The sequence below is a fragment of the Brasilonema sennae CENA114 genome, from assembly GCF_006968745.1.
Taxonomy (GTDB): domain Bacteria; phylum Cyanobacteriota; class Cyanobacteriia; order Cyanobacteriales; family Nostocaceae; genus Brasilonema; species Brasilonema sennae.
In genome coordinates, this window is the sequence record NZ_CP030118.1 from 647318 (window position 1) to 671298 (window position 23981).

A 23981-nucleotide genomic window follows, 5' to 3' on the forward strand; every position below is an offset into this window, starting at 1 on the left:
TGAAAAACACACATCCCCCACTTCTAAGAGTTGTGGAGGATCTTGTTTTGTTTTTCACGTTCATGCGTAGCCGGCAAGGTAGGGTTATGATTTACAAGTGTTATATAGGAACCCTGCCTGATTTATGAATAAAATTTCAGATAAAACCTTGAGAAAAGGGGCTTTTCAGTCTCAGTATGTTTTCAAAAATGAAATCAGAGTCCTATAGATTTAGTGAAGTTTTATAATCTTCGACTTTGCTATTGCGAATCAGTTGATGCTCTTTTCTCCAAGTTTGAGGAGGGATACCGTGATGTTGACGAAACTGGCGGGAAAAATGACACGCATTTTGATAGCCGAGTGCTAAAGCAATTTGCTCGATTGTTTGGTTAGTATCTTGGAGTAAAGAACGTGCTGCTGACATCCGGCGCTTGACAATCCAGTTGTTGACTGTTTCTCCTGTAATTTTTCCAACTCTGTTAGTCAAGTAAGCCGAAGAGTAACCAACTGCTTCAGCTACGTCACACAAAGTGATACCTTGGTCATAATTTGCCTCTATATAGTCGAAAACTTCTTTGAGTTGCGGTATGGAAGGAAAGATAGATTCTGAGTCCACTGATGAAGTTGTGTCTGTTACGACTGGTGCTGAAAAATTCTGGCAGCAAACAGTGTACCAGTGCTCCATAAGTTTTGTCTGCTTTTCTAATCTGACTGCTATGGCTTTCAGTAACTGCTGTACTGTACAAGGCTTGGTAATATAGTCATCTGCTCCCAATTCCATGCCTTTGCGAAGAGATTCGTTACCGGCGCTACCAGTGAGAAAAATAAAGGGTATAATTGCAGTCACAGGATCTTGACGGAGCGTTCTGAGAACCTCAAAGCCATCCATATCCGGCATCATAATATCGCAAATCACTAAATCAGGTAGATGCTCTTGTGCTTTTTGGATGCCAGTAGTACCATTTTCAGCATCTATCGTGTCGAAACCTTCCGCCTCAAGACCGTCTAAAAACATTTTACGGCTCATGGCATTATCTTCAATAATTAGTATTTTTTTTGGCGATTTGTTTATCATGTCCAATTGGTAGATTTGATGTCTTTTAGCTAAGAGTTAAGAGCTAAGCGATGGTAGATTGACAGTAAAAGTCGTGCCAAAACCAACCACACTTTCCACGGTGATTTCACCGCCATGTAGATCTAGGAGAGTTTTTACAATCGATAAGCCCAATCCAGTTCCAGGTATACTGTCAATATTGCTGCCACGATAAAATGGCTCGAATATTTGTTGTTGATCTACTACCGGAATACCAATACCTGAATCTTTAATCTGAAAAATTGTTTTTTCTTTTTCACAGCAAAGTCTAAAAGTCACCGCGCTATTACTTGGTGAATACTTGATAGCATTCGAGAGTAAGTTAGTTAATATATGGTGTAGCAGTTTTGGATCTAAATAACCAGTAGAACAGTCACCTTGGCTAAGAAATTTAATAGCTTTTTGGTTACCGTTTGCTATCTGTAGCTGTGCTACGATATCTGTGCAAAACCTCTCCAGGTTGAGTTGTCTTGGCTGACACTCCAGTCTTGCAGATTCCGCCTGACCGTATAATAGAATTTCATCTAATAATTCACTAATTTGCTGAACAGCAACTTGAATCAAATCCAGATACGAACGATTTTTTTCTTCAGTCCATTGGTGAATATGACGTCTGAGTAAATCAGCAGAAAATGAGACAATGTTGAGCGGAGTGCGGAATTGATGGCAAAACATAGAGACAAAGCGTTCTCTGAGTTCACTTAGTCGTTTTGCTTGCTCAAGAGCTTGATGAAGCTCTGATTCTGCCTGCTTATAATCTGTAATATCAATCGCTGTCAGTAATTCGACTGACTTATTTGCGAAATCCAGCACTCCATCCAGTACTCCCACTGTACAGGCTAGCCAGCGCTCCACACCATTTTTGGTTCTAATCTGCATCTCCTGATATTCACTGTAGCCTGCTCCATTCTGCTTGTGAACCTGCCTAAGCTTTTTGCTTGTAATAAGTCGGTTGATATCAAAGTTATTGAACAATTCTTTTTTTGGATAGCCAGTGAGGATCTCTGCTGCAGAATTGGCGTAGCAAATGCGCCCGTCGCTAATTAGAAAAATACTCGCTTCTGTAGTTTCTGCCAAAGTACGAAATCTGGCTTCATTGAGTTTAAGCGCTTCTTGTGTTTTTAGAGACTCAGTTACGTCCCAGATACTCCATACTCTACCGATAATTTTGTCTCCAAGCCGTTGTGGCTCAGAGTAATGTGCGAAGACTCTGCCATCCTTCAATTCCACCAAGTCATAGCTTTCTTTATCTGATTGAATAGGCATTTCCCAAACAGCCTGAATAAAAATCTCTGGATATTTAACTTTGTTCTCAAAAAAGCTTTTTGCTCGGTGACATTTCTTAGACAGGCTCACTGAGTTTGGACAAAGTTGCCACATCTCCATAAATTTCTGATTGTAGCAAAGGATTTCTCCTTCAATGTTGACTGCAAGTATGCCATTTGCAGTGGATTCCAACGTTGAACTAAGTAGGGAAAGAGATGTTTTTAGTTCGGTTTGTGTTCTTTGATATTCAATAACTTCTTGCTCGAACTCTTGTTTTGGATCAGAGGTTCTGTCAAGATACTGTTGTACGTTAAAGCCTACTAATTCATTACTACTACTACGAGCAAAGGCACAGGCAAATTCTTTGCCTTGATACTCTATATAAGTAAGGTTGATTTCTACTAGAAAGACTCGACTTGTTTTTGTTTGATATCTAGATTGAAAGGTGAGAGAACCTTGTTGCTTGAGTGCTGCCCATTTTTCTGACCAATCTTGTGCCGAAAAATCTACATCTATATCTTCCACTTTCATTCGGAGTAGTTCCTCACGGGAATACTCACTTATACGGCACATGGCATCATTGACGTAGATAATTTGTGCATTCAACCCCACGTAAAAAGCAGCATCTGCAACTTGATTAATAAGAAATTGTGCCAGCTTCAATTCCTCTTCAGGTTCGATTACTAATTGATAATCACTATCAAATAACATAGACCCACCAAAACTCATCACCCTTTGCTACCCCACTGTATAATTTTGAACTTTAAGGGTTTATAGACTTCTAAATCGAAATTTCATAAATTTGCTGTTACGTTTTATCTTCTGGACTACATAACTTTATCAAATCTTTTGAAAAATTAATATAAATTTACAATAAAGTTATGATTATTAATTTTTCTTTGTATGAAATATAACTACTTACTTGACACAACTTGAAACCATATGTTAAAGACGCTTACAAAAACTAACTTGCTCTATATTACGTATTAGTTATTACCTTTTGTTTTCTGTTTAACATTTGCTTTTTAATCTTGTAACTAGCCAAGAGTGCTATTAGCTTAAGGATTTCTGTTGGCTCATTAGTTGCAAAAATCAGTCGATTGCTCCTAAACCAGTATTAAGTTATGTACTTAAAAGCACCTTTTTACAAGTAAGTGGTCTTCAGCTAAGAAATTACCGACGAAGTTGGCTGAACCTCCGATAGAGAAGTGCGATACCTCGCTTGAAGTGGTAAATTCTTTCTCTCAAACCGTCTAAATTGGTTCATCTGAATAAAGAGCAAACAAATTTCTAAATTTTCATGGCTGAATTGCTTTTAGTCAACTTAATTTGTTTTGATTTACTCTTTTATGAATTCAACTACAAAATATTTTATAATATCATCTGTCAAAAGATATACCATAAAAAGTCAAAAATATGTATCTACCAATACTCATCTATCTTGAGACAGATTATAGTACAACCGAAATGAGTGTTTTTGATCAGTAAATTTCTAATTAAAGAAAGTTTGGTGGCAAAATGACTACAATTTATTTCAAATATCGAGTAGGAACAGCCAAAACATTAAATTTTTCTTAAGAAAAACAGCAACTCTTTTTTGTGGTGATTTTATCCACCGCTTATCCTGAGTTTTTCTCAGATCACTTGATTTTTGGGTAATAATTAGCACATGTAAAAGATTTAACAAAATAACATACTGTAAACTACCAAAAGGTAGAGAAAAGTCGTTTCGATAGTTATACATATCATATTTAGTACAAACGAAAAATCTGACAACCTAATCAAAAGATTTTTCATTGCAGTAAAGTATCTAGCTTTTGTAGTCTTGTTTCCATAAGCACAGCCTCAATTGTTTAACTTCTTCGCAACAAGTTTTTTACTGACGAAAAAACGACAACTCGTCTTTGCCAGGGTTCGTCAAACTGGGTCGTGAAAATGTAGAAAAAATAGGGACATGAGGGATACTTAAGGCTAGGCTGTGTGTGCAAGTGCAGCCTGAGAAAGCAAATTGGTAGCCTCTCCAACAATCAGGGAACATGTAGACACAATGAGTCAAAATTTTACTCAGACAAATTCTCAAGCCGACACTCACCAACACGAGGTGTACCAACCAATTGACTCTCCCAAAGAGCAGACAAATGGTAATTCCAATGGTCACTCCAAAAGTGCAGAAGTTTTACAAAAGCGATCGCTGACAGTTTCAGATGCGATCGCCAACATGATGGAAGATTTGGGAGTCAGCTGCGCCTTTGGTGTCAATGGGGGTGCGATGGCAGGTCTTTGGGGATCGCTATCCAATAGCCTCTTACAAGTGATGAACTGTCGTCATGAGGCTGGAGCTGCTTTTGCAGCAACTGAAGCGTACTTTGCTAGTGGTCGTCCCACCGTAGTATTTACTACTGCAGGACCAGGCATAACCAATGCTCTGACTGGATTATTTGCTGCTAGAGGTGAGGGTGCGAAAGTCATTTTGCTATCAGCTTGCACCTCCTCACCACAGCGCGGACGGTGGGCAATACAGGAAACCAGCAGCGACACTCTGCCAACTGAGGGAATTTTTACCTCAGGAGCGCTGTTTAACTATGCTACTACTGTGGAGAGTGCTGCACAACTGCCACAGATTTTTCGCAAACTGGCTCTGGGTATGTCACAACCAGGAGGCTTTGTCGCCCATTTGAGCATTCCCACCGCTGTGCAAACAAGTCCGCTTGATAGGACGCTTTTGTTCCAAGGAATTAATTGTTCTTTGGTAGTGCCACATCAAGAAACAATTGTTAAATGTACACAATTGCTATCAGAAGGACCGTTTGCCATTTGGGTAGGTTTTGGTGCCCGTGGTGCAGCAGAAGAAATTCTCCAATTCGCCGAGATAACCGGGGCAGCAGTTATGTGTTCACCCCGTGGGAAAGGTATTTTTCCCGAGGATCATCCTCAATTTGTTGGGGTTACAGGCTTGGGAGGTCATGGTTCCGTTATGACCTACATGCAACAGCAAACACCTTTACGAACACTTGTACTGGGAACGCGTTTGAGCGAACCGACTTGCTTCTGGAATCAAGCACTGGTTCCCCCAGGAGGATTCGTGCACGTCGATATCGACCCAACAGTTCCAGGAGTCGCGTATCCAGAAGCGGAAACCTTTGCTGTCCAATCAGACATCAAAGCATTTTTACAAGCGCTGTTGCAATTTGACGATGAGTTTGTAACCAGTACGCCAGTTACATCTTTGTTACCTCGTCCTGAAGGTCAGACAATTCAACCAGGTTCAGACTCTCCAGTCAGACCAGAGGTGTTGATGGAAGCGATTCAAAAGGTAATCATCGATAACAGCGATGCCATAGTGATGGCGGAGTGTGGTAACTCGTTTCTTTGGTCAACACATTTACTGCAATTTGCAAGCGCAAATCGTTACCGCATCAGTACCGGAGTTGGGGCTATGGGTCATGCTGCAGCGGGAGTTATCGGAGCAGCAGCCGCACGCAATAGCAAAGCAGTCGCCATCGTTGGGGATGGGGCAATGCTGATGAATAATGAAATTAACACAGCTGTGAAATACCAAATTCCTGCCGTCTGGATTGTTCTCAACGATGCTCGCTACAACATGAGCCACCAAGGCATGGAAATGTTGGGACTCAAAGGTGCTGATGCATCAATTCCGCAAGCAAATTTTGCTGTGATAGCTCGCGGTATGGGAGCCGAAGGAATCCGCATCAGCAAAGAAATGGATGTTTTCTCAGCCTTAGAGCAAGCAATGGCAGCCACTGGTCCAATCGTTGTCGATGTCGTGATTAACCCAGATAGACGCGCACCCTCCAAAGGACGCAACGCAGGTCTGGCATTACAAGGAATCAAGTCAACTCCAGCCCAAAAGACCGAATTGCAGGTGTTATTTCCACAAGTATCATTTCCCAATGCCTAATTACAGCAGCAATTCCTGAGTCAGGAGTCACAAGTCAGAGCTATCTCCTCCGGAGACGCTAAGCGTTCGCTCTTAGCGTGCGCTTTGCGCATACGACAAAGCTCAGCTACCAAAGTAAAAAGGGCTTTGTGTCTGCCTTTTAGACCTCAGTACTGTACTTCATTTACTTGCAATGTGCTGTCATTTGTGGTAATAGCAAAGACTGTTTACTACAAACACATAGGTGATATATAGGTGAGCGAGGAGATAGTGGTGAATCTTTTTGAAACTGTTACACAAATGGGTCATGAGCAGATTTTGTTCTGTCATGGGAAAGACCCAGATATTAAGGCAATTATTGCCATTCATGATACGAGTTTAGGACCTGCAATGGGGGCGACACGATTGTGGCCTTATGCCAGTGAGGCTGCTGCGTTAAAAGATGCTCTTCGTCTAAGCCGTGGTATGACTTACAAGGCTGCTTGTGCTAACATTCCGGTTGGTGGAGGCAAAGCTGTTATTATTGCTAATCCAGAAAATAAGACAGAAGATCTGTTTAGAGCCTACGGACGTTTTGTAGAAAGTCTAAAAGGACGATTTATTACAGGTCAAGATGTGAATTTGACCCCCGAAGATGTCAGAATTATCAACCAAGAAACTCAATATGTTGTGGGGGTAGAAGAAAGGTCTGGAGGACCTGCTCCGGTGACAGCATGGGGAGTTTTCCTGGGAATAAAAGCCGCTGTTGAGTTTCGTTTGCAAACTCAAAACCTCAAAGGCTTGAGGGTCGCAGTTCAAGGTTTGGGAAATGTTGGTCAAAATCTTTGCCAACATTTGCATGAACATGGGGCAAAACTATTTGTTAGCGATATAAGTACACAGAAAACAGAGCAAGTCAAACATCTTTTTGGTGCTACTGTTGTAGAGCCAGATGAAATTTACTCTCTAGATGTCGATGTATTTTCTCCTTGTGCTTTAGGCGGAATTCTTAATAGTGAAACGATTCCTGACATCAAAGCTTCAATTGTTGCTGGTTGTGCCAACAATCAGTTAGGAGTTGAAGTACTCCACGGTCAAATGCTGGCGGCAAAAGAAATTCTTTATTGTCCAGACTATGTTATTAATGCTGGAGGGCTAATAAACGTCTACAACGAAATGATTGGCTACAACGAACAAAGAGCCTTACAACAAGTAACTAATATTTACGATACGCTAACTGAAATTTTTGATATAGCACAAAAGCAGGGTATCACTACCAACGATGCTTCTAAGCAGTTGGCAGAAGACAGAATCCTGAAAGCTAAATATCTAAAAACTATGGCTGTGGCGTAAAGGAGTCACAAATGGTAACGGAAAGAAATACATTTGCAACATCAGCATATATTGCGACCACTCCAGAGACTGCCTATGAATACCTTTGCAGTCTCAAAAATTTAAATGAGTGGACGCTTTATAGCCGCATGGAAGAGCAAGTTGACGAAGATACCTGGCTCGGAACTGCGTCTGGTTATCAGAAAAAGCTCTACTATCACGTCAAAAGACTCGATCATCCAGATTTTTACGGCATTGAATGGCACTGCGGGTTAGAGTATCAGAAATATTATCAGGTTTATCCTGTCCTGCTTTTTCCTGCCGAGTACGTTGAACCGGGAACGGATGAAAAGGGCGTGTACTTACACTGGATCAGTTTCGTCGATCCCAAGCGGCGCAGTCCCTTGATCATGGAGGGAATTCACACGGTACACACTTCCGAGTGTCGTTCTCTCAAAGGTAATTTGGAACGCAAAGCTGGTCTTAGCGCCGCCGCAAAAGGGCGTTATTACGTTGATACCGACACCGTCTATGTTAATGCCCCAATAGAGATGGGGATTGAGTATTTGTCAGACCTCAAAAACATGGATGATTGGGCACACCTACTGCGAGCAGATGGCGAAATTTCTGGTCAGTCTGGAGAGTTCCGCGATGAATATGACCAAAAGGTCAAAGTGACTCAGCGGCTGCAACCTGTTAACGAATCGTACTTGCTGGAACACGAATTCTTCTATCCAGACTACGGATTTTATCAACGCTCTCCGGTGCTGCTGATCCCAACCTCCCATGCTTTCGGTGATCCGGAGGCTCCTGGTTTCATCCAGCATCGGATTACATTCTGGAAGACAGGTGAGCAATTGCCTCACGGTAAACTCCAAATCGAAGACTTTGGCTCTGAGAGCTTGAATATCAAGCGTATCTTGGAAGGCAAAGCTGGCAACCTTGATACATTAGCTCAAGGTTTGAGCTATATGCCGCAGGCTAAGTAGTGACTTATTAGTAGTTAGTGGTTAATAAAACAACTAACTACTAACAATGAATAATTAATTAATAAAAAAATAAATTTATATAGTCAGGGTGAAAACGCTGTCAGTGCTTGTTGTTAACAATGCGAGCTTCTACATAGAAAATTTAAAGCCGACCTGTGTTGTGACACATGAAACTGGAACAAATTACTGTTACGTCTTTTACGGTACTTGCCGACGGTCTTGATAATCCCAAAGGTCTAAGCTTTGGTTCTGACGGTAGTCTCTATATTACAGAGGCTGGTACGGGGGGAGATGGCGCTAACGTTCCATCACCAAGTGGTCAAGGTTCTTTACTTTATGGCACAACAGGTGCTATATTAAAAGTAGAGAATGATACAATAAAACCTATAGTCACTGGACTCCCTTCCCTGGCATTTGCAGATGGCACTGGAGCCGCCGGTCCTCACGATATAAAGTTTGATACTACAGGTAAGCCTTATGTTCTGGTCGGGTACGCTGCAAATCCAGCCCTACGCGACAGCACATTTAGTGATTCCGACTTAGGAAAAATTATCACTCCCGATTTCGATACGAATTCGTGGACTACTGTTGCCGATATAGCCAACTACGAACTGACTCATAACCCTGATGGAGGCGATGTCGTCAGTAATCCTCTGGCTTTTCTAATAGATGGCGACAAGATTGTTATTGTTGATCCGGGTGCAAACGATTTGCTGAGTGTAGGCACCGATGGAAGTCATTTGGACGCAATCGCTGTACTTCCCCACCAACCTGTTACTAATCCAATATTCCCTGGTTCTAACTCCCAAAATTTTGACCGGGGACACGTGCCACCTCCCAGTGCTTACCGTAATGCAACACCATCCCAAATAACGATTCAATCTGTACCTACAGGAATCGCCAAAGGTCCAGATGGTGCTTATTACGTCACTACATTCACTGGTTTTCCTTTTCCAGAAGGTGAAGCAAAAATCTACCGAGTGGATGCTGATGGTCAACTATCAGTCTATGCTGATGGCTTTACGCAACTGATTGATCTGGCTTTCGATGATCAAGGCAACTTGTATGCATTGCAGCACATGAATCAGTCAGGCTGGAAAGGAAAGCTGGATGGAAGTCTGATCAAAATCACTCCTGATGGGACTCGCACAACTATTCTCAGTGGTGATGGATTAGAGGCTCCTAGTGCACTGACTATTGGTCCTGAGGGTGCGCTTTATCTAATCAATCGAGGCAGTTTGCCAGGAAAAGGGCAAATCATAAGAATTGATCATCATTGATCATTGTGTTCATTCAATGTCTGTTGAATGAACATGCTATAGAGTCATAACCAACTTATAAGAGCCTCTACACAACACAAGAGCGAGGCTCCTACCACTTTGGTAAAAATTTCAAGCCGGAGCAACGCCAGTTCCTCTCTATCGGTAGGGACTATTGCGGCAGATGCTTAATTTTCACATCCCACTTATTGGGACTGTTCATCTCTAACACCCTACGACATTTCACAACTCCATTTTTACAAGTATGAAATTCAAGTCATTTGCTCTTCTTTTCTCTGTTTGTGTCGCTGCTACTTGTGGAACACAAGCTGCGCGAGCAGCATCGCTGTCAGTAGTAGCTGACGGTCTTAATAACCCACGGAATCTTGACTTTGCTCCTGACGGCAGTATTTACCTAACAGAGAGTGGTAGAGGGGGCGATGGAAACGGCGGAGTAAACTGCATACCATCACCCAGCGCGCAATATATTCCTTTATGTTCTGGTAATACTGGTAGCGTTGTCAAAATTGCTAAGGACGGTACAAAAACAACTGTGCTCTCAAATCTTCCGTCCATAGCGTTAGTCCCCTCTGGCGAACAAGCTGCCGGTCCTGCCGACTTCAAATTTGATTCCAAAGGCAACGCTTATCTTTTGTATGGCTTAGCTGGCGATCCGAACTCGCGCGACACCAAGTTACAAAGCCCTTTACTTGGACAATTATACAAAGTAGATTTAAACACCGGTTCGTTGACAAGTCTTGCCGATTTTGCAGCTTACGAAGCTAAATATAATCCTGATGGCACAGATTTGATTAACAACCCCTATGCTTTTGCAATTAAGGGTGATACTGCTTACGTCGTTGATGGGGGTGGCAACTCGATCTATTCTGTAGGACTAGACGGCAGCGGTATTAAGAACGTAGCAGCCATACCTCAAAAAGTAATATCACTAAGTACAGACCAATTCCCAACTCTTCCTGAGGGGACAACAGACCCAACAGGAGGCGCACCACTACCCCCAGGTTATAGTCGTGCTTCCAATGGTCTTCCGGTATCAAACCAATCAGTGCCTACAGGTATCGCAGTTGCTCCTGATGGCAGCTTAACCCTAAGCGAATACACTTATTTTCCTTATCCAGAAAATGAAGCACGTATCCTTAAAGTTGACCCCGATACTTTGCAAACACAAGTCCTTGCTGATGGCTTTACACAGCTGACTGGCGTGACATACGACTCTGAGGGCAATTTGTATGCATTGCAACACATCAATCAGTCAGAATGGAAGGGCATTCAACAGGGTGGTGTTATCACTGGTGATATCAGTGGTTCTGTAATCAAAATAGCTAAGGATGGAACTCGCCAAACTATTTGGAGTGGTGATGGACTAGAAGCAGCTTCTGGATTAGTTTTCGGTCCTGATGGCGATTTATACATCTCAAATCGTGCCAGACTCGTAGCAGGGGAACGAGGAGGACAACTGATCAAGATTGATCCTAGATCTTCTGGTGGTGCGACAAAAGTTCCTGAACCCGCTTCTGTGATTGGTTTATTACTGGCTACTGCTGTAGGCGTAAAAGCAATGAAGCGCAAGCGCCAAGAAGATCTGTTGCATAAGGTAGAAACTATCTAATTTCTTGTTTGTTTCTTGGAATTATGCCAAAGAATCCCCAAGAAATAGGCTACTACCTCAAATAGAAAGCTGTCTTTCAAAAAGACAGCAACACAATATTGAATGAAGTTCCCAGACTAGATCCGGGAACGACATAAACCTAGGTAAAAGTATAACTCATAACACAGAAGATTCACTATGGGATTAGTCAAGAATTTGTCACTTGCCTTCATCGGTGCCGGCTTTCTCGTAGCGGCTGCTGCAGCCCAAGCTATGGCGTTAAGCTTACAGTACGATCGCTCTATTGGTAGTCCTGGTTTCGGTCCTGGGCAGCTGTTTGTTCCCCAAGGTATAGCGGTGGATGATCAAGGGAATACCCTTGTAAGTAACGGTCGCGGTGTTAACCCGGATGGTACTCCTAACTACAACCTCGGTAACAAAATTGAAAAATTTAGTCCTAGTGGTGAGTATATTGGAGCAATTGGCTCTGGTGGCACAGGACCCGGACAGTTTGACGAGCCAACAACTGTAGACTTTAATCCAGTCACAGGGGATTTGTATGCAGGTGATGTTTACAACAACCGCATCAATCAATTCGATTCTCAGGGTAACTTTATAAGATCCTTTGCAAATGGAGAATTTACCCCTCTGGTACCAGGTAGATTGTTCTTTGGGCCATCTGGTGTGACATTTGACAAAACTGGCAACGTGTACGTTGGTGATTTTAACGGTGAAAGGATCCTTAAATTCACACCAGACGGACAGCAAATTGGTGTCATTGGTGGCACCACTGGCACTGGACTTGGAGAATTCCAAGGTGTAGCCGGTACGAGAATTTCCCCAGTTAGTGGAAATATCTATGTAGCTGACCAATATAACAACCGCGTTCAGGTACTCGATCCAAATGGTAAACCTCTGTACGCATTTGGTTCCGTAGGTAGCGGACCTGGACAGCTTCTTCAGCCAATTGGCATCGAAGTGGACGACCAAGAGAATGTCTATGTAGCTGATTCTATCAATAGCCGTGTTCAGGTTTTCGATAAAAACGGTAAGTTCCTGACTTCCTACGGTCAACCAGCCCTCGATGCATCAGGCAACCCTGTACCGCCTCCAGGATTAACTGACGGTCCCTTTGGCAATCCCCTTGACCTCACTCCAGGCAGATTTAATTGGACAGGTGGCACAACCCTCAAAGATAACAAGCTGTATGTAGGCGATTTCTTCCAAGGTCGCGTTCAAGTGTTGAACGTCGTTAAGGATGGCGCAACCAAAGTACCTGAACCTGCTTCACTATTAGGTTTAGGCTTGTTGGGAATTGGCGCTACTGCCAGCACATTGCGGAAAAAGCAGCAAAAAGCAACCCTCAGTTTAGAGGAACCAGAAAAAGCTGCTGTTTAGACACTCCGAATTTTGTACTTCTTCAACCTTAATTTTTTTCGCCTCGTTCCCAGGCTACAGCTTGGGAACGTATTCCTAAAAATTCTGGTTCTTTTACATAACTAAATACTTATAAAGTAATGGTTTTTGCAAGTTATTTAGAAAAAACAACAATTAGTGCTAATGAATTACTGCATAATTGGTTGAAGCAACGCCTTAATAGTCAAGCTCTTACCTGGCTAGAACAGAAGATAGAGCAAATCAAAACCGCCGTCAATACGTTAGTATTTTTTAGTGCTTTTAGCGCTGTGCCTCGTTATACAGGCAAAAATGATTTACAGCTGACAAAAACAGAACTAGAAGCAGCCTGTTCTGCCCGGACAGGTTGGTTTCCCAGTCATTGGAGTGTAGATCAAGCTGCTCGCATCTTACTGGTACTGGCTTTACCACAGGATAATGAGCAGAAGTATTTAGAAACCTTAGAGCGAGTTTTTACAGCTGCTGATGTAGGAGAGTTAGTCGCACTTTACCAAGCATTACCACTTTTGCGTTACCCAGAAAAATTTCGTAATCGTGCCGCTGAGGGAGTTCGCAGTAATATGACCGCAGTCTTCAACGCTGTGGCTTTGGGAAATTCCTATCCAGCACAGTATTTGGGTGACCTTGCTTGGAATCAGATGGTGTTGAAAGCCCTATTCGTGGGCAGCCCTTTACATCTGATTCAAGGGCTTGACCAGCGTGCAAATCCAGAACTAGCTAGAATGCTAGTTGATTATGCCCATGAACGTTGGGCAGCAAAGCGTACAGTATCTCCTGAACTCTGGCGACTGGTGGGGCGATTTGCCGACAATGCAATGTTAGCTGATTTGGAGCGAGCAATACAAGACCCCGATCCGGTTCAACAAGCAGGGGCGGCGATCGCCATTGCTGAGTGTCCTTTACCAGCTGCTCAAACACTCCTTGCCCGTTATCCAAACATACAAGCCGAAATTCAAGCAGGGCATTTGACTTGGAAGAGCTTAATTATTTCGTAGTCACCGCTCTAGCGCTTACTACAAGTTTATAACTATTTTTGTAAAAATGAACACTACTCCCATGATGTATATAGATCCTCACATTCACATGAGTTCCCGCACAACCGACGATTACCAAAACATGCGGGACTCTGGCATTGTCGCTGTTATTGAACCTGCTTTCTGGTTTGGACAACCTCGTACCAGCGTTGGTTCATTCCAAGATTACTTTAGCAGCTTAGTGGGGTGGGAGCGATTCCGTGCGGCGCAATTTGGTATTAAACACTACTGTACGATTGGCTTGAACTCCAAAGAAGCCAATAATGAATTGTTGGCAGAGCAAGTCATGGAACTTTTGCCTTTATACGCTTGCAAAGAAGGAGTTGTAGCCATTGGTGAGATTGGTTACGATGACATGACTCCACAAGAAGACAAATACTTTCGCTTGCAGCTAGAACTCGCAAGAGAACTAGATATGCTGGTGATGATTCACACACCTCACCGTAATAAAAAAGCAGGCACCAGTCACAGTATGGATGTTTGTATCGAGCATGGCTTAGATCCATCAAAAGTGATTGTGGATCACAACAACGAAGAAACTGTGCAGGAAGTTTTAGATCGGGGCTTTTGGGCAGCTTTTACAATTTACCCCAATACCAAAATGGGGAATGCCCGCATGGTTGAGGTTGTACGCCAGTACGGATGTGATCGCATCATCGTAGACAGCAGTGCTGATTGGGGTGTCAGCGATCCACTCGCAGTTCCTAAGACTGCCCACCTCATGCGAGAAAGGGGAATTATAGAAGCGCATATACGAGCTGTCTGTTATGAAAATGCACTTGCTGCTTACAGCCAAAGCGGTCAAATGCAGGAGTCAGACTGGCTCAACCCATCCCCCATCGACCAGCGACAGCTATTTAGTGGTAACTCGGTACTTCGGGGACAAAAACCCGTCATTGAGTCTCCGACTCGTGAGTATGCATTGATCGAGTAAAAAGTCAATCTTTTCCTCCTCCACCTGCTTGCTATGAACGCTGCAACCTTAAATTCTTCTCGCTTTTGGGCATATCTCCAGTTACTACGACCTGCTAACATCGTTACCGCGTGGGCAGATATTCTAGCTGGCTTCGCAGCCTCCGGATGCATTGTCTTTATTGCCCCATCTTCCTCTGATTTGATATCACTTGCATGGTTGCTTCTAGCAACAACAGGTTTATATGGGGGTGGTATTGTTTTTAATGATGTCTTTGATGCTGAAATAGACACTGTAGAAAGACCTGAACGACCTATTCCCAGCGGTAGAGCATCTCAATTGACAGCATCTATTCTAGGAAGTTTACTTTTGAGTATTGGCATACTAGCAGCCTCTCAAGTTACCTGGTTGAGTGCTACTCTGGCTTGTGGCATTGCTGCTGCTGCGATCCTCTACGATGCATATAGCAAACATCACCCGATTTTTGGGCCGCTCAACATGGGGGTTTGTCGCGGTGGCAACCTCATGCTTGGTGTGAGCGCAGTTTCACCAATGGTATCAAACTACTGGTTTTTAGCGCTGATTCCCATTGTTTACATCGCTGCGGTAACAACTCTTAGTCGAGGTGAAGTTCATGGAGGTAAGAGTACTACGGGTGTGTTCACACTTGTGCTAATTAGCACAGTTCTAGCTGGACTGTTAGGATTGAGTTTTTTAGAGAATTATCACCTGCTTGCAGTTTTGCCATTTATTGTGTTGCTAGCTGTGCGAGTGTTACTACCTTTTATCAAGGCAGTGAGCAAACCTTCTCCAGAAAACATCCGCACAGCAGTACGTGCAGGAGTCTTGTCACTCATAGTTTTAGACGCCGCAGTCGCTGCTGGTTTTGCTAGCTTGCCATATGGATTACTGGTTCTGATTCTGTTACCAATTTCAATCGCTTTGTCACAAATATTTGCTGTTACTTGAGGCACACGTTAAAATTCTATCTTAGAGCTTATATCAGGAGTAAACATTAGAGAATATGCTGGATTTATACTACTCAGCTTAGCCTCATACCGCGACTCACCGTGCATCTTGTAAGAAAACGACAAAACTCACACCTTCGATTTGACCTTACCCAACAAAGAAACGGATAATGCGGATTCTCATTTATTCTTACAACTATCATCCAGAGCCAATCGGAATTGCCCCTTTAATGACCGAGCTGGCAGAAGGACTGGTAAAGCAAGGTCACCAAGTGCGAGTGATTACAGGAATGCCTAACTATCCCCAACGGGAGATCTACCAAGAGTATCGAGGCAAGTGGTACATGACCGAACAAAAAAACGGCGTGACTATCCAGCGTAGTTATTTACGGATTAAATCTAAACCAAACCTGATAGATAGATTGCTCTTGGAGTTGAGCTTTGTGTTTACAAGCTTGCCACAAGCTCTCAACGGTTGGCAAGCTGATGTTATTCTCCTGACAGTACCACCACTATTGGTCTCCTTACCAGCAACGCTACTTGGTTGGTTACATAACTGTCCAGTCATACTAAATGTACAAGATATATTACCAGAAGCCGCTGTGCGCATGGGGCTAATTAAAAACAAATTGATGATTCGCGCATTGAGGGCGATCGAACAATTTGCATATCGTAGCGCACACACTATTAGCGTGATTGCCGATGGGTTTGTTGAGAATTTAGTTGACAAGGGAGTTCCATCTCAAAAAATTGTTTGCATTCCCAATTGGGTGAATGTGAATTTTATCCGCCCCTTACCAAAAAAGAGCAACCCATTTCGCATCGCTAATCAACTCCAAGATAAATTTGTTGTGCTTTACTCCGGCAACATTGCCTTAACACAAGGATTGGAAACAGTCATCGAAGCTGCATCTAGGCTGCGTCACATACCACAAATCGTGTTTGTTATTGCTGGGGAAGAAAAAGCATTGAAAAGATTGGAGGCATATTGTCAAAAATGTGGGGCTGACAACGTGTTGCTTGTACCTTTGATGCCGCGAGAAAAATTACCCGAAATGCTAGCAGCGGCAGATGTGGGTTTGGTGGTGCAAAAGCGCAATGTCATCTCCTTCAATATGCCTTCCAAAATCCCACTGTTGTTGGCTAGTGGTCGTCCAATTGTCGCCTCAGTTCCCGTCTCTGGTACAGCAGCACGGGCAGTGCGTAATAGTGGCGGCGGCATAGTTGTCGCACCAGAATCACCAGAAGCGCTAGCAGAAGGAATCGTGGATTTATATAACAATCCAAAGAAAGTTGCAAAACTGGGTTACTTTGGAAGGCTGTTTGCTGTAGAACACTATTCGTTTGAGCAAGCCTTAGCTGAGTACGAAGCCCTATTTAGCGAAGTTGTTGCTACAAGCTGCGAATCTCCTTCTTTAGGTATGTTACCAAAATTGACCTCTAGCGAATCGATTATTGATATTTAACTTATTCTGACTACGAGGCAGTGCGCCCTAGGTGAATAAGGGCGCAAATGACGGCTTTCCCGTTACTAGGCGACTGGTGTTAGCCTTATGGCGTGCGCTTTGCCCATACCCGAGGACGGTGTTTCCCGTGGTAGCACCTACTTTTGATTAGTCATCAGTCACTCTTGACGTTAAAGCGTTTTTGTGTGGTTTGCATCTGTTGATTTGTTCTAAAAACCTATGACTCAAGAATTGTTTAAGCAAACAGATCAAAGCCTGTATGATCTGCTGCGCGATACTCACACAGCAAGCCTTGCCCTTGGGAGCAATGGCGATCGCCCGTATGTGCAAGCGCCTGTTCTTCCAGAACAGGCTTCCTCAAAGCCGAACTTTGAGGCAACCGCACGGAGTGCGGTTGGGCAACAGGGCGCGCTACGCGAACGCCATACACTTTTAACAGCATCAGAAATTTCACCTATAGAAGAACAACTGGCAACTCTCGCCTCCTCACTTGCTCAAGCTGGTGTTCCTGAATCAGTTTGGCTTAATTTAGTTAACAGTTGTTATGCAGCCCTTTCCACTGTTGCCTCATATTCGTCTACACAGATAACACCCCGGAAAATCACCATCATCGGTGGACGTGGCAGAATGGGTAGATTCTTTACCCAGCAACTGACAGCAGCTGGTCACAATGTCAATATTCTCGAAAATGAAGACTGGGAATATGCAGATAAGCTCCTCAGTTGTGCTGAACTTGTGATCGTCTGTGTTCCAATTCAATGGACAACAGATGTTATAAAGCGTGCGGTCCAATATCTTGCACCAACCACAGCACTTTGTGACATCACAAGTCTCAAAACTGAGCCGATGTCAGCGATGCTTGAATACCATCGTGGTCCGGTTATGGGATTACATCCCATGTTTGGCCCAAATGTCAAATCCTTTGCCGAACAAAAGGTCGTGGCTTGTCCAGGTCGCAACGACGATTCATTTGAGTGGTTATTAGACTTTATTAAAAGTCAGGGTGGGGAAGTGATAGTCTCAACACCTGAAGAACATGACTACATGATGGTGATTATTCAGGCAACAAGGCACTTCTCCCGATTTAGCGTTGGTGTTTTCTTAGCACAAGAAGAAATTGACATAGAGCGCAGTTTGTGCATGTCAAGTCCAAGCTACCGTCAAGAAATAGACATCATTAAGCGTTTGTTTACTCAAAGCCCACACTTATGTGTAGACATTATGCTGGCTACACAAGATAGATGTCATGCCATTGCTAAATTAGCCGATACTTATCAGCGCTTGGCAAGCTTAGTCGCACAGAAAGATCGAACTGCAATCATCCAGGAATTTGAAACTGCTCAAAGCTTTTTTCACGAACAAAGCATTACTTCTGCCAACCTGAGTCACGAAAACTATGCTGATCGACATCTATCACGATACCCTTCGGGTTCGCAGTCGCCTACGGAGGGAAACCCTCCTGCAGCGCTGTCTCACGGTATGCCCGTGGTGCCGAATCGGTCAGAAGCATCTTTTTGATGCTTTGGCACAATATCAACAAACGGTTAAAATTCGGTGGCACCCATTTCTTCTAGACAACTCCATTACCTTCTGCTGGTTACGAATTTCGTAGCTATATGCAACAGAGAAAAGGTATAGAACCGCAAGCAATAGAGAGCCTATTTGACCACGTGCAAAACGTTGGTCATGCAGCAGGAGTCAAATTAGATTTTAACAAGATTCATTTAGCTGTCAACACTATCCTTTGCCATCAATTGATTGCTTTAGCAGCAGATGACATAAAAAACGATGTTGTGCAAGCAGTTTACAAGGCTTACTTTGAAGAGGGTTTGAACCTCGGTGAACTTGAGGTGATTGTTGCTATCGGCACAAAAGTTGGTATGGATTCTACTAAGTTACGACTGCAATTGAACGATAACGCTCTTGCCGATAGGGTTCTAGCCGAATCAACATTTGCTCGATTGAATGGCATCACTAGCGTACCTTTTTACGTTATCAACGACAAAGTCAAGCTTAACAATTCACACTCAAGCCAGATGTTCCTTCAAGCTTTAAATCGTGCCGCGCTTCTAGAAATATCCCCAAAAATATGGTAATTGACATCAAGCAAAAGGCTACACTTAATTTGCAACCCATCCGGCAAAGTTTCTCAGTCACCTTCCAGTACAAGGTGCACTTCACCAATAATGTGTTTGATCTGAAAAATTCCCTGCTGGCACAAGTGATTGCTGCCGATGGGGAAGTAGGACCAAAAAAAGTCTTAGCAGTTGTAGATTCAGGATTGTTGGAGTCTCGACGGACGCTACTCAAGCAAATTGCTGCTTATTGCGATCGCCATCCAGATAGACTTAAACTTGTTGCCGATCCCATCATCATCACAGCAGGAGAAGCAGCCAAAAACGATCCAAATGAACTCTCAAAAATTCACCAAATAATAGATGAAGTGGGGCTTTGCCGCCACTCCTACATATTAGGAATTGGTGGTGGTGCTGTATTAGACTTAGTTGGATATGCAGCAGCAACAGCACATCGAGGAATTCGTCTGATTCGTATTCCGACAACAGTGTTGGCACAAAATGATTCTGCTGTAGGAGTCAAGAACGGAATTAACGCCTTTGGCAAAAAGAATTTTCTTGGCACTTTCGCCCCACCCTATGCAGTTTTAAATGATTTTAGCTTCTTAACTTCCCTAAATGACCGTGACTGGCGTTCTGGAATCGCAGAAGCAGTAAAAGTCGCGCTGATCAAGGATGCTGACTTCTTTGAGTACATCAGTACCCACGCTGACGCGCTCATCTGTCGAGACATGAACTCCATGCAACAACTCATCTACCGTTGTGCTCAATTGCATATGGATCATATTGCTAACAATGGTGATCCCTTTGAAGTGGGTTCATCTCGTCCATTGGATTTTGGTCATTGGGCAGCACATAAACTTGAGCAGCTGACAAACCATAGATTACGTCATGGGGAAGCAGTGGCGATCGGCATTGCTTTAGACAGTACTTATTCTTACCTGATAGGGCTGCTGTCTCGGTTAGAGTGGCAGCGGATATTAAATACTTTGTTGTCATTAAACTTTGTATTGTACGTACCAGAACTGTCTGAAAAAATAACAGAACTGGAACATCCGCGTTGCTTATTCCGGGGGTTGAGTGAGTTTCGCGAACACCTGGGCGGTGAATTAACCCTCACGCTATTGCAAGGTCTTGGTAAGGGTATAGAGGTTCACCAGGTAGATATTTCTCTATTTCGGCAAGCAACTTGGTTGTTGGGTGAGTTTTACAATTCTTCCTTACCAGCCTCAGGTTGGGAATGTGTGATGTAAGCCTCTCACGGTTTGGTAGAAAACCACTAGCAACATATGAAACAAACACCATTCACCCTGTTGCCTGTTGCCTATTCTCTATTCCCTGTTCCCTGTGTTTCTTGAGAGATATGAAAATAGAAACAAATCACAACTTTCACCTAACCTACTGCACGAATATTCATCCTGGTGAAGAATGGAGCAAAGTCTTTGCCAACTTAAAGCAATACATTCCTGCACTCAAAGCACAGCTAGCCCGAGAAAAACCCTATGGTATTGGATTGCGTTTGGCGGATGTCGCAACCAGAGAACTGCTACAAGGAAACGCCTTAGCCGAGTTTCAGTCATGGTTAACGGAACTTGACTTATACGTGTTTACCTTAAATGGTTTTCCCTTCGGTGGATTTCATTGGCAGGTTGTTAAAGACCAAGTTTATGCACCAGACTGGTCTAAGCAGGAGCGATTGGAGTATACCCTACGACTGGTAAATATCCTGGCACAACTCTTGCCCGCCGATATGGAGGGTAGCATTTCTACACTACCGTTGTCATATAAGCCTTGGTTCAAGGGAAATCAACTTTTTCTGACATCCTTGACAAGCAGCGCCAGCCTCAACTTAGCACAGGTTGTGGCACAAATGGCACGCATCCGAACCGAAACAGGAAAACTCCTGCACATAGATTTGGAACCAGAACCAGATGGATTGATAGAAAATGCCGCCGAAGTCGTTGATTATTTCCAGACGCACTTGTTGCCTATTGGGGGAAAATATTTAACAAAGCATCTGGGGATTTCTTTAGAAGCAGCTGAAGCTCTCATACTAGAACACGTCCGTGTTTGTTATGATACGTGCCACTTTGCTGTGGAGTATGAAAACCCAGTTTCGGTTTTCAAGCAATTTCAAGCAGCAGGAATTCAAGTTGGTAAAATTCAAATCAGTGCTGCGTTGCAAGTGAACATACCCAACGATATAGAACAGCGCTCTTTAGTGAAAAAGCGGTTACTTCCTTTTGCTGAGTCTACGTACTTACATCAAGTAATAGCCCGCGAAAGGACAGGACGCTTACGTCATTATACAGATTTGGAAAAGGCTTTACCAGATTTAGAGAATACCACAGACCGTGAATGGCGGATTCACTTTCATGTCCCGATTTTTATCCACGATTACCAGCACCTCCAATCTACTCAAGACGACATTTCTACCGTGTTAGACTTGCTACAAATCAATCATGCCTGTAGCCACCTGGAAATTGAAACTTATACTTGGGAAGTGCTGCCGACTGAGATGAAACTAGATTTACTAGCATCAATTCAACGAGAGTATGAGTGGGTGTTATCCAAAATGTTAATCAATAACCAGCCTTTAGAGTTGATAAGCTATTAACTGACATCTTGCACCTCGTCAAACAAATGTCAAAGTCATTGGGTTCTCGTCCGCCTAGGACTGTAAGTCCCAGGCTAATAGGCCAAGTCCATTAAAATGGGCTGAAGAAACTAGGACTTGTATACTAGCAAATTTCAATACTATTTTGTACAAGTATTAGTGGTTTACTCGGAATTGCGCCAGTTCTCAGTTAAGAGCTATTTGTAAAGAAAAGATACGTGGGTGCGTTAGCGTTATTGGTAATGCACCTTGCTGAATAGATAACAAATTTATTTACATCAGATTATGAATAAAACTGTTGTTCTCAACGTCGTAGGATTGTCACCTAGCCTGTTAGGGGAACATACACCGTCGCTGTCACGTTGGGCGGCTTCTGGGAAAGTCAGTGCGATCGCCCCCGTGTTACCTGCTGTCACCTGCGCAGTTCAAGCAACTTATCTCACAGGCAAAATGCCGAATGAACATGGCATTGTTGCTAATGGATGGTACTTTCGCGATGAGTGTGAAGTAAAATTTTGGCGACAGTCTAACAAACTTGTTCACAGTCCTAAAGTGTGGGACATAGCACGCTCGTTAGACCCATCTTTTACCTGCGCCAATTTGTTTTGGTGGTACAACATGTACTCATCGGCGGACTACACAGTGACTCCCCGACCAATGTATCCGGCTGATGGGAGAAAAATTCCCGATATTTATACACAGCCTCATGAATGGAGAACGCCCCTCCAAGCTGAACTAGGTCAGTTTCCTCTGTTCAATTTCTGGGGTCCCAACACATCCATTGCTTCTACTCAGTGGATCGCTAACAGCGCCAAGTGGGTAGAAGAACGCTGCAACCCCACGCTGACTCTAATTTACCTGCCTCATCTGGATTATTGCTTACAAAAGTTTGGTCCTGAGGACAACCGAGTTACTAAGGATTTACAAGAAATTGATGCTGTTTGCGGCGATTTGATTCAGTACTACGAAAATCGAGGTGCTCAAGTCATTGTTTTGTCAGAATATGGCATTACACCCGTATCCCAACCCGTCCACCTCAATCGGATACTCCGGGAAAATGGTTTGCTAGCCGTGCGTGAGGAATTGGGGCGAGAACTGCTTGACCCCGGATCAAGTAAGGCTTTTGCCGTAGCAGACCATCAAATTGCTCATGTTTATGTGAATGACCCGTTTTATATTCCTAAAGTGCGATCGCTCTTAGAAGACACCCAGGGTGTTGCTCAAGTTTTAGGCGAAGACGAAAAGCCAGCTTACGGTCTGAATCATCAAAGGTCAGGAGAATTAGTGGCGATCGCAAACTCAGATGCTTGGTTTACATATTACTACTGGCTTGATGACAATCGTGCCCCTGATTTTGCCAGAACAGTTGATATTCATCGTAAGCCTGGTTATGATCCTGTGGAATTATTCATTGATCCTGATATTAAATTTCCCCAGTTCAAAATTGGTTTAAAACTGCTGAAAAAACAGCTTGGTTTTCGCTACTTAATGGATGTTATTCCCTTAGATGCTACTCTAGTGCGTGGCTCTCATGGTTGTGTCACTGCTCCTGCTGCCAATAGACCATTATTTATGACTCGCAAAACTGACTTACTTGAGTCTGAATCAATAGCAGCCAGAGATGTTTGTCAATTAATTCTTAGACACCTTCAATAAAAATTTTCAAAATTTTTCTAACTTTGGGTAGAAGCGACAGAATACACTTTTATACTTTTAGCAATTAAATCTATTAACGATAGTATAAGCCAAAAATTTGACACATCTATCCAAAAATTGTTCATATCTCATCCCTAAACATTTAGATAGGCTAATCTCATACCAAGTAGCATTCAAATCTAAAACTTTGCTTGAGGTTTTGACTGTTGACACTAGGTAGTTACCACTAAAAAGTTGACAGTATAAGCTTGTTACCTAATAAAATTTAATTTCGTATTGTAACAGGTTTCTCTGTTCGTTTTCTTTTGATTATTTTTTATTTGAATAGAGAAATACAATAACATACACTTAGGGACAAGTTGTCTATGCTATTTTTTGCTCTTCAGATTTTGTCTTATTTTTGTAGCATTAAAATAGCTCATTGACATAGCT

18 protein-coding genes are annotated in these 23981 nt (G+C 43.1%); 16 read left to right on the forward strand and 2 right to left on the reverse strand.

The window, feature by feature from the left end:
- Positions 1-202: 202 nt before the first annotated feature.
- On the reverse strand, positions 203-1054 hold the full coding sequence (locus DP114_RS02705; protein WP_171975378.1) for a response regulator transcription factor: 852 nt from the start codon (positions 1052-1054) through the stop codon (positions 203-205).
- Positions 1055-1090: 36 nt separating this feature from the next.
- A complete protein-coding gene (locus DP114_RS02710; protein ID WP_171975379.1) occupies positions 1091-3067 on the reverse strand; it encodes a scytonemin biosynthesis sensor histidine kinase in 1977 nt (658 codons plus the stop codon).
- A 1318-nt stretch (positions 3068-4385) separates the two neighbouring features.
- Here DP114_RS02710 and scyA point away from each other — a divergent pair.
- The 16 genes from scyA to DP114_RS02785 all read left to right on the forward strand — a co-directional run bounded on the left by scyA (position 4386) and on the right by DP114_RS02785 (position 23549).
- On the forward strand, positions 4386-6257 hold the full coding sequence (gene scyA, locus DP114_RS02715; RefSeq protein WP_171975380.1) for a scytonemin biosynthesis protein ScyA: 1872 nt from the start codon (positions 4386-4388) through the stop codon (positions 6255-6257).
- 252 nt (positions 6258-6509) lie between these two features.
- Positions 6510-7568 carry a tryptophan dehydrogenase ScyB gene (gene scyB, locus DP114_RS02720; protein WP_169263110.1) on the forward strand — a complete coding sequence of 353 codons (1059 nt, stop codon included), beginning with the start codon at positions 6510-6512 and terminating at the stop codon, positions 7566-7568.
- 11 nt (positions 7569-7579) lie between these two features.
- On the forward strand, positions 7580-8536 hold the full coding sequence (gene scyC / locus DP114_RS02725; RefSeq protein ID WP_169263050.1) for a scytonemin biosynthesis cyclase/decarboxylase ScyC: 957 nt from the start codon (positions 7580-7582) through the stop codon (positions 8534-8536).
- Positions 8537-8703: 167 nt separating this feature from the next.
- Positions 8704-9816: a ScyD/ScyE family protein gene (locus DP114_RS02730; protein ID WP_171975381.1), complete on the forward strand. Its 1113-nt coding sequence runs from the start codon at positions 8704-8706 to the stop codon at positions 9814-9816.
- Positions 9817-10060: 244 nt separating this feature from the next.
- The gene (locus tag DP114_RS02735; protein ID WP_169263048.1) at positions 10061-11425 is read left to right on the forward strand and encodes a ScyD/ScyE family protein; all 1365 of its coding nucleotides are present in this window, start codon (positions 10061-10063) and stop codon (positions 11423-11425) included.
- 177 nt (positions 11426-11602) lie between these two features.
- Positions 11603-12802, forward strand: a complete 1200-nt coding sequence (scyF, locus tag DP114_RS02740) for a scytonemin biosynthesis PEP-CTERM protein ScyF (protein ID WP_171975382.1) — start codon at positions 11603-11605, stop codon at positions 12800-12802.
- Positions 12803-12921: 119 nt separating this feature from the next.
- On the forward strand, positions 12922-13815 hold the full coding sequence (locus tag DP114_RS02745) for an EboA family metabolite traffic protein (RefSeq protein ID WP_169263046.1): 894 nt from the start codon (positions 12922-12924) through the stop codon (positions 13813-13815).
- A gap of 46 nt (positions 13816-13861) precedes the next feature.
- On the forward strand, positions 13862-14788 hold the full coding sequence (locus DP114_RS02750) for a TatD family hydrolase (RefSeq protein WP_246163039.1): 927 nt from the start codon (positions 13862-13864) through the stop codon (positions 14786-14788).
- 33 nt (positions 14789-14821) lie between these two features.
- Positions 14822-15736: a UbiA-like protein EboC gene (gene eboC / locus DP114_RS02755; RefSeq protein WP_171975383.1), complete on the forward strand. Its 915-nt coding sequence runs from the start codon at positions 14822-14824 to the stop codon at positions 15734-15736.
- Between the two features lie 169 nt (positions 15737-15905).
- The gene (locus tag DP114_RS02760) at positions 15906-17201 is read left to right on the forward strand and encodes a glycosyltransferase family 4 protein (protein WP_171975384.1); all 1296 of its coding nucleotides are present in this window, start codon (positions 15906-15908) and stop codon (positions 17199-17201) included.
- 219 nt (positions 17202-17420) lie between these two features.
- On the forward strand, positions 17421-18719 hold the full coding sequence (tyrA, locus tag DP114_RS02765) for a bifunctional chorismate mutase/prephenate dehydrogenase (RefSeq protein ID WP_246163040.1): 1299 nt from the start codon (positions 17421-17423) through the stop codon (positions 18717-18719).
- A 4-nt stretch (positions 18720-18723) separates the two neighbouring features.
- Positions 18724-18813: a hypothetical protein gene (locus tag DP114_RS35660; RefSeq protein ID WP_256379334.1), complete on the forward strand. Its 90-nt coding sequence runs from the start codon at positions 18724-18726 to the stop codon at positions 18811-18813.
- 4 nt (positions 18814-18817) lie between these two features.
- A complete protein-coding gene (locus tag DP114_RS02770) occupies positions 18818-19297 on the forward strand; it encodes a DsbA family protein (protein ID WP_171975119.1) in 480 nt (159 codons plus the stop codon).
- Positions 19291-20529: a 3-dehydroquinate synthase gene (locus DP114_RS02775; protein ID WP_171975385.1), complete on the forward strand. Its 1239-nt coding sequence runs from the start codon at positions 19291-19293 to the stop codon at positions 20527-20529. Before DP114_RS02770 ends, DP114_RS02775 begins: the two co-directional genes overlap by 7 nt.
- 110 nt (positions 20530-20639) lie before the next feature.
- Complete coding sequence (gene eboE, locus DP114_RS02780; protein WP_171975386.1) at positions 20640-21893, forward strand: metabolite traffic protein EboE; 1254 nt, start codon at positions 20640-20642, stop codon at positions 21891-21893.
- 285 nt (positions 21894-22178) lie between these two features.
- Positions 22179-23549 carry an alkaline phosphatase family protein gene (locus DP114_RS02785; RefSeq protein ID WP_171975387.1) on the forward strand — a complete coding sequence of 457 codons (1371 nt, stop codon included), beginning with the start codon at positions 22179-22181 and terminating at the stop codon, positions 23547-23549.
- The last annotated feature ends 432 nt before the right edge of the window (positions 23550-23981 follow it).

What these genes read in the sequence shown, in the direction of transcription:
- DP114_RS02705 (WP_171975378.1), bottom strand. Translation starts at nt 1,054, where the DNA reads ATGATAAACAAATCGCCAAAAAAAATACTAATTATTGAAGATAATGCC.
- DP114_RS02710 (WP_171975379.1), bottom strand. Translation starts at nt 3,067, where the DNA reads ATGAGTTTTGGTGGGTCTATGTTATTTGATAGTGATTATCAATTAGTA.
- scyA (WP_171975380.1), top strand. Translation starts at nt 4,386, where the DNA reads ATGAGTCAAAATTTTACTCAGACAAATTCTCAAGCCGACACTCACCAA.
- scyC (WP_169263050.1), top strand. Translation starts at nt 7,580, where the DNA reads ATGGTAACGGAAAGAAATACATTTGCAACATCAGCATATATTGCGACC.
- DP114_RS02730 (WP_171975381.1), top strand. Translation starts at nt 8,704, where the DNA reads ATGAAACTGGAACAAATTACTGTTACGTCTTTTACGGTACTTGCCGAC.
- DP114_RS02735 (WP_169263048.1), top strand. Translation starts at nt 10,061, where the DNA reads ATGAAATTCAAGTCATTTGCTCTTCTTTTCTCTGTTTGTGTCGCTGCT.
- scyF (WP_171975382.1), top strand. Translation starts at nt 11,603, where the DNA reads ATGGGATTAGTCAAGAATTTGTCACTTGCCTTCATCGGTGCCGGCTTT.
- DP114_RS02745 (WP_169263046.1), top strand. Translation starts at nt 12,922, where the DNA reads ATGGTTTTTGCAAGTTATTTAGAAAAAACAACAATTAGTGCTAATGAA.
- DP114_RS02750 (WP_246163039.1), top strand. Translation starts at nt 13,862, where the DNA reads ATGAACACTACTCCCATGATGTATATAGATCCTCACATTCACATGAGT.
- eboC (WP_171975383.1), top strand. Translation starts at nt 14,822, where the DNA reads ATGAACGCTGCAACCTTAAATTCTTCTCGCTTTTGGGCATATCTCCAG.
- DP114_RS02760 (WP_171975384.1), top strand. Translation starts at nt 15,906, where the DNA reads ATGCGGATTCTCATTTATTCTTACAACTATCATCCAGAGCCAATCGGA.
- tyrA (WP_246163040.1), top strand. Translation starts at nt 17,421, where the DNA reads ATGACTCAAGAATTGTTTAAGCAAACAGATCAAAGCCTGTATGATCTG.
- DP114_RS02770 (WP_171975119.1), top strand. Translation starts at nt 18,818, where the DNA reads ATGCAACAGAGAAAAGGTATAGAACCGCAAGCAATAGAGAGCCTATTT.
- DP114_RS02775 (WP_171975385.1), top strand. Translation starts at nt 19,291, where the DNA reads ATGGTAATTGACATCAAGCAAAAGGCTACACTTAATTTGCAACCCATC.
- eboE (WP_171975386.1), top strand. Translation starts at nt 20,640, where the DNA reads ATGAAAATAGAAACAAATCACAACTTTCACCTAACCTACTGCACGAAT.
- DP114_RS02785 (WP_171975387.1), top strand. Translation starts at nt 22,179, where the DNA reads ATGAATAAAACTGTTGTTCTCAACGTCGTAGGATTGTCACCTAGCCTG.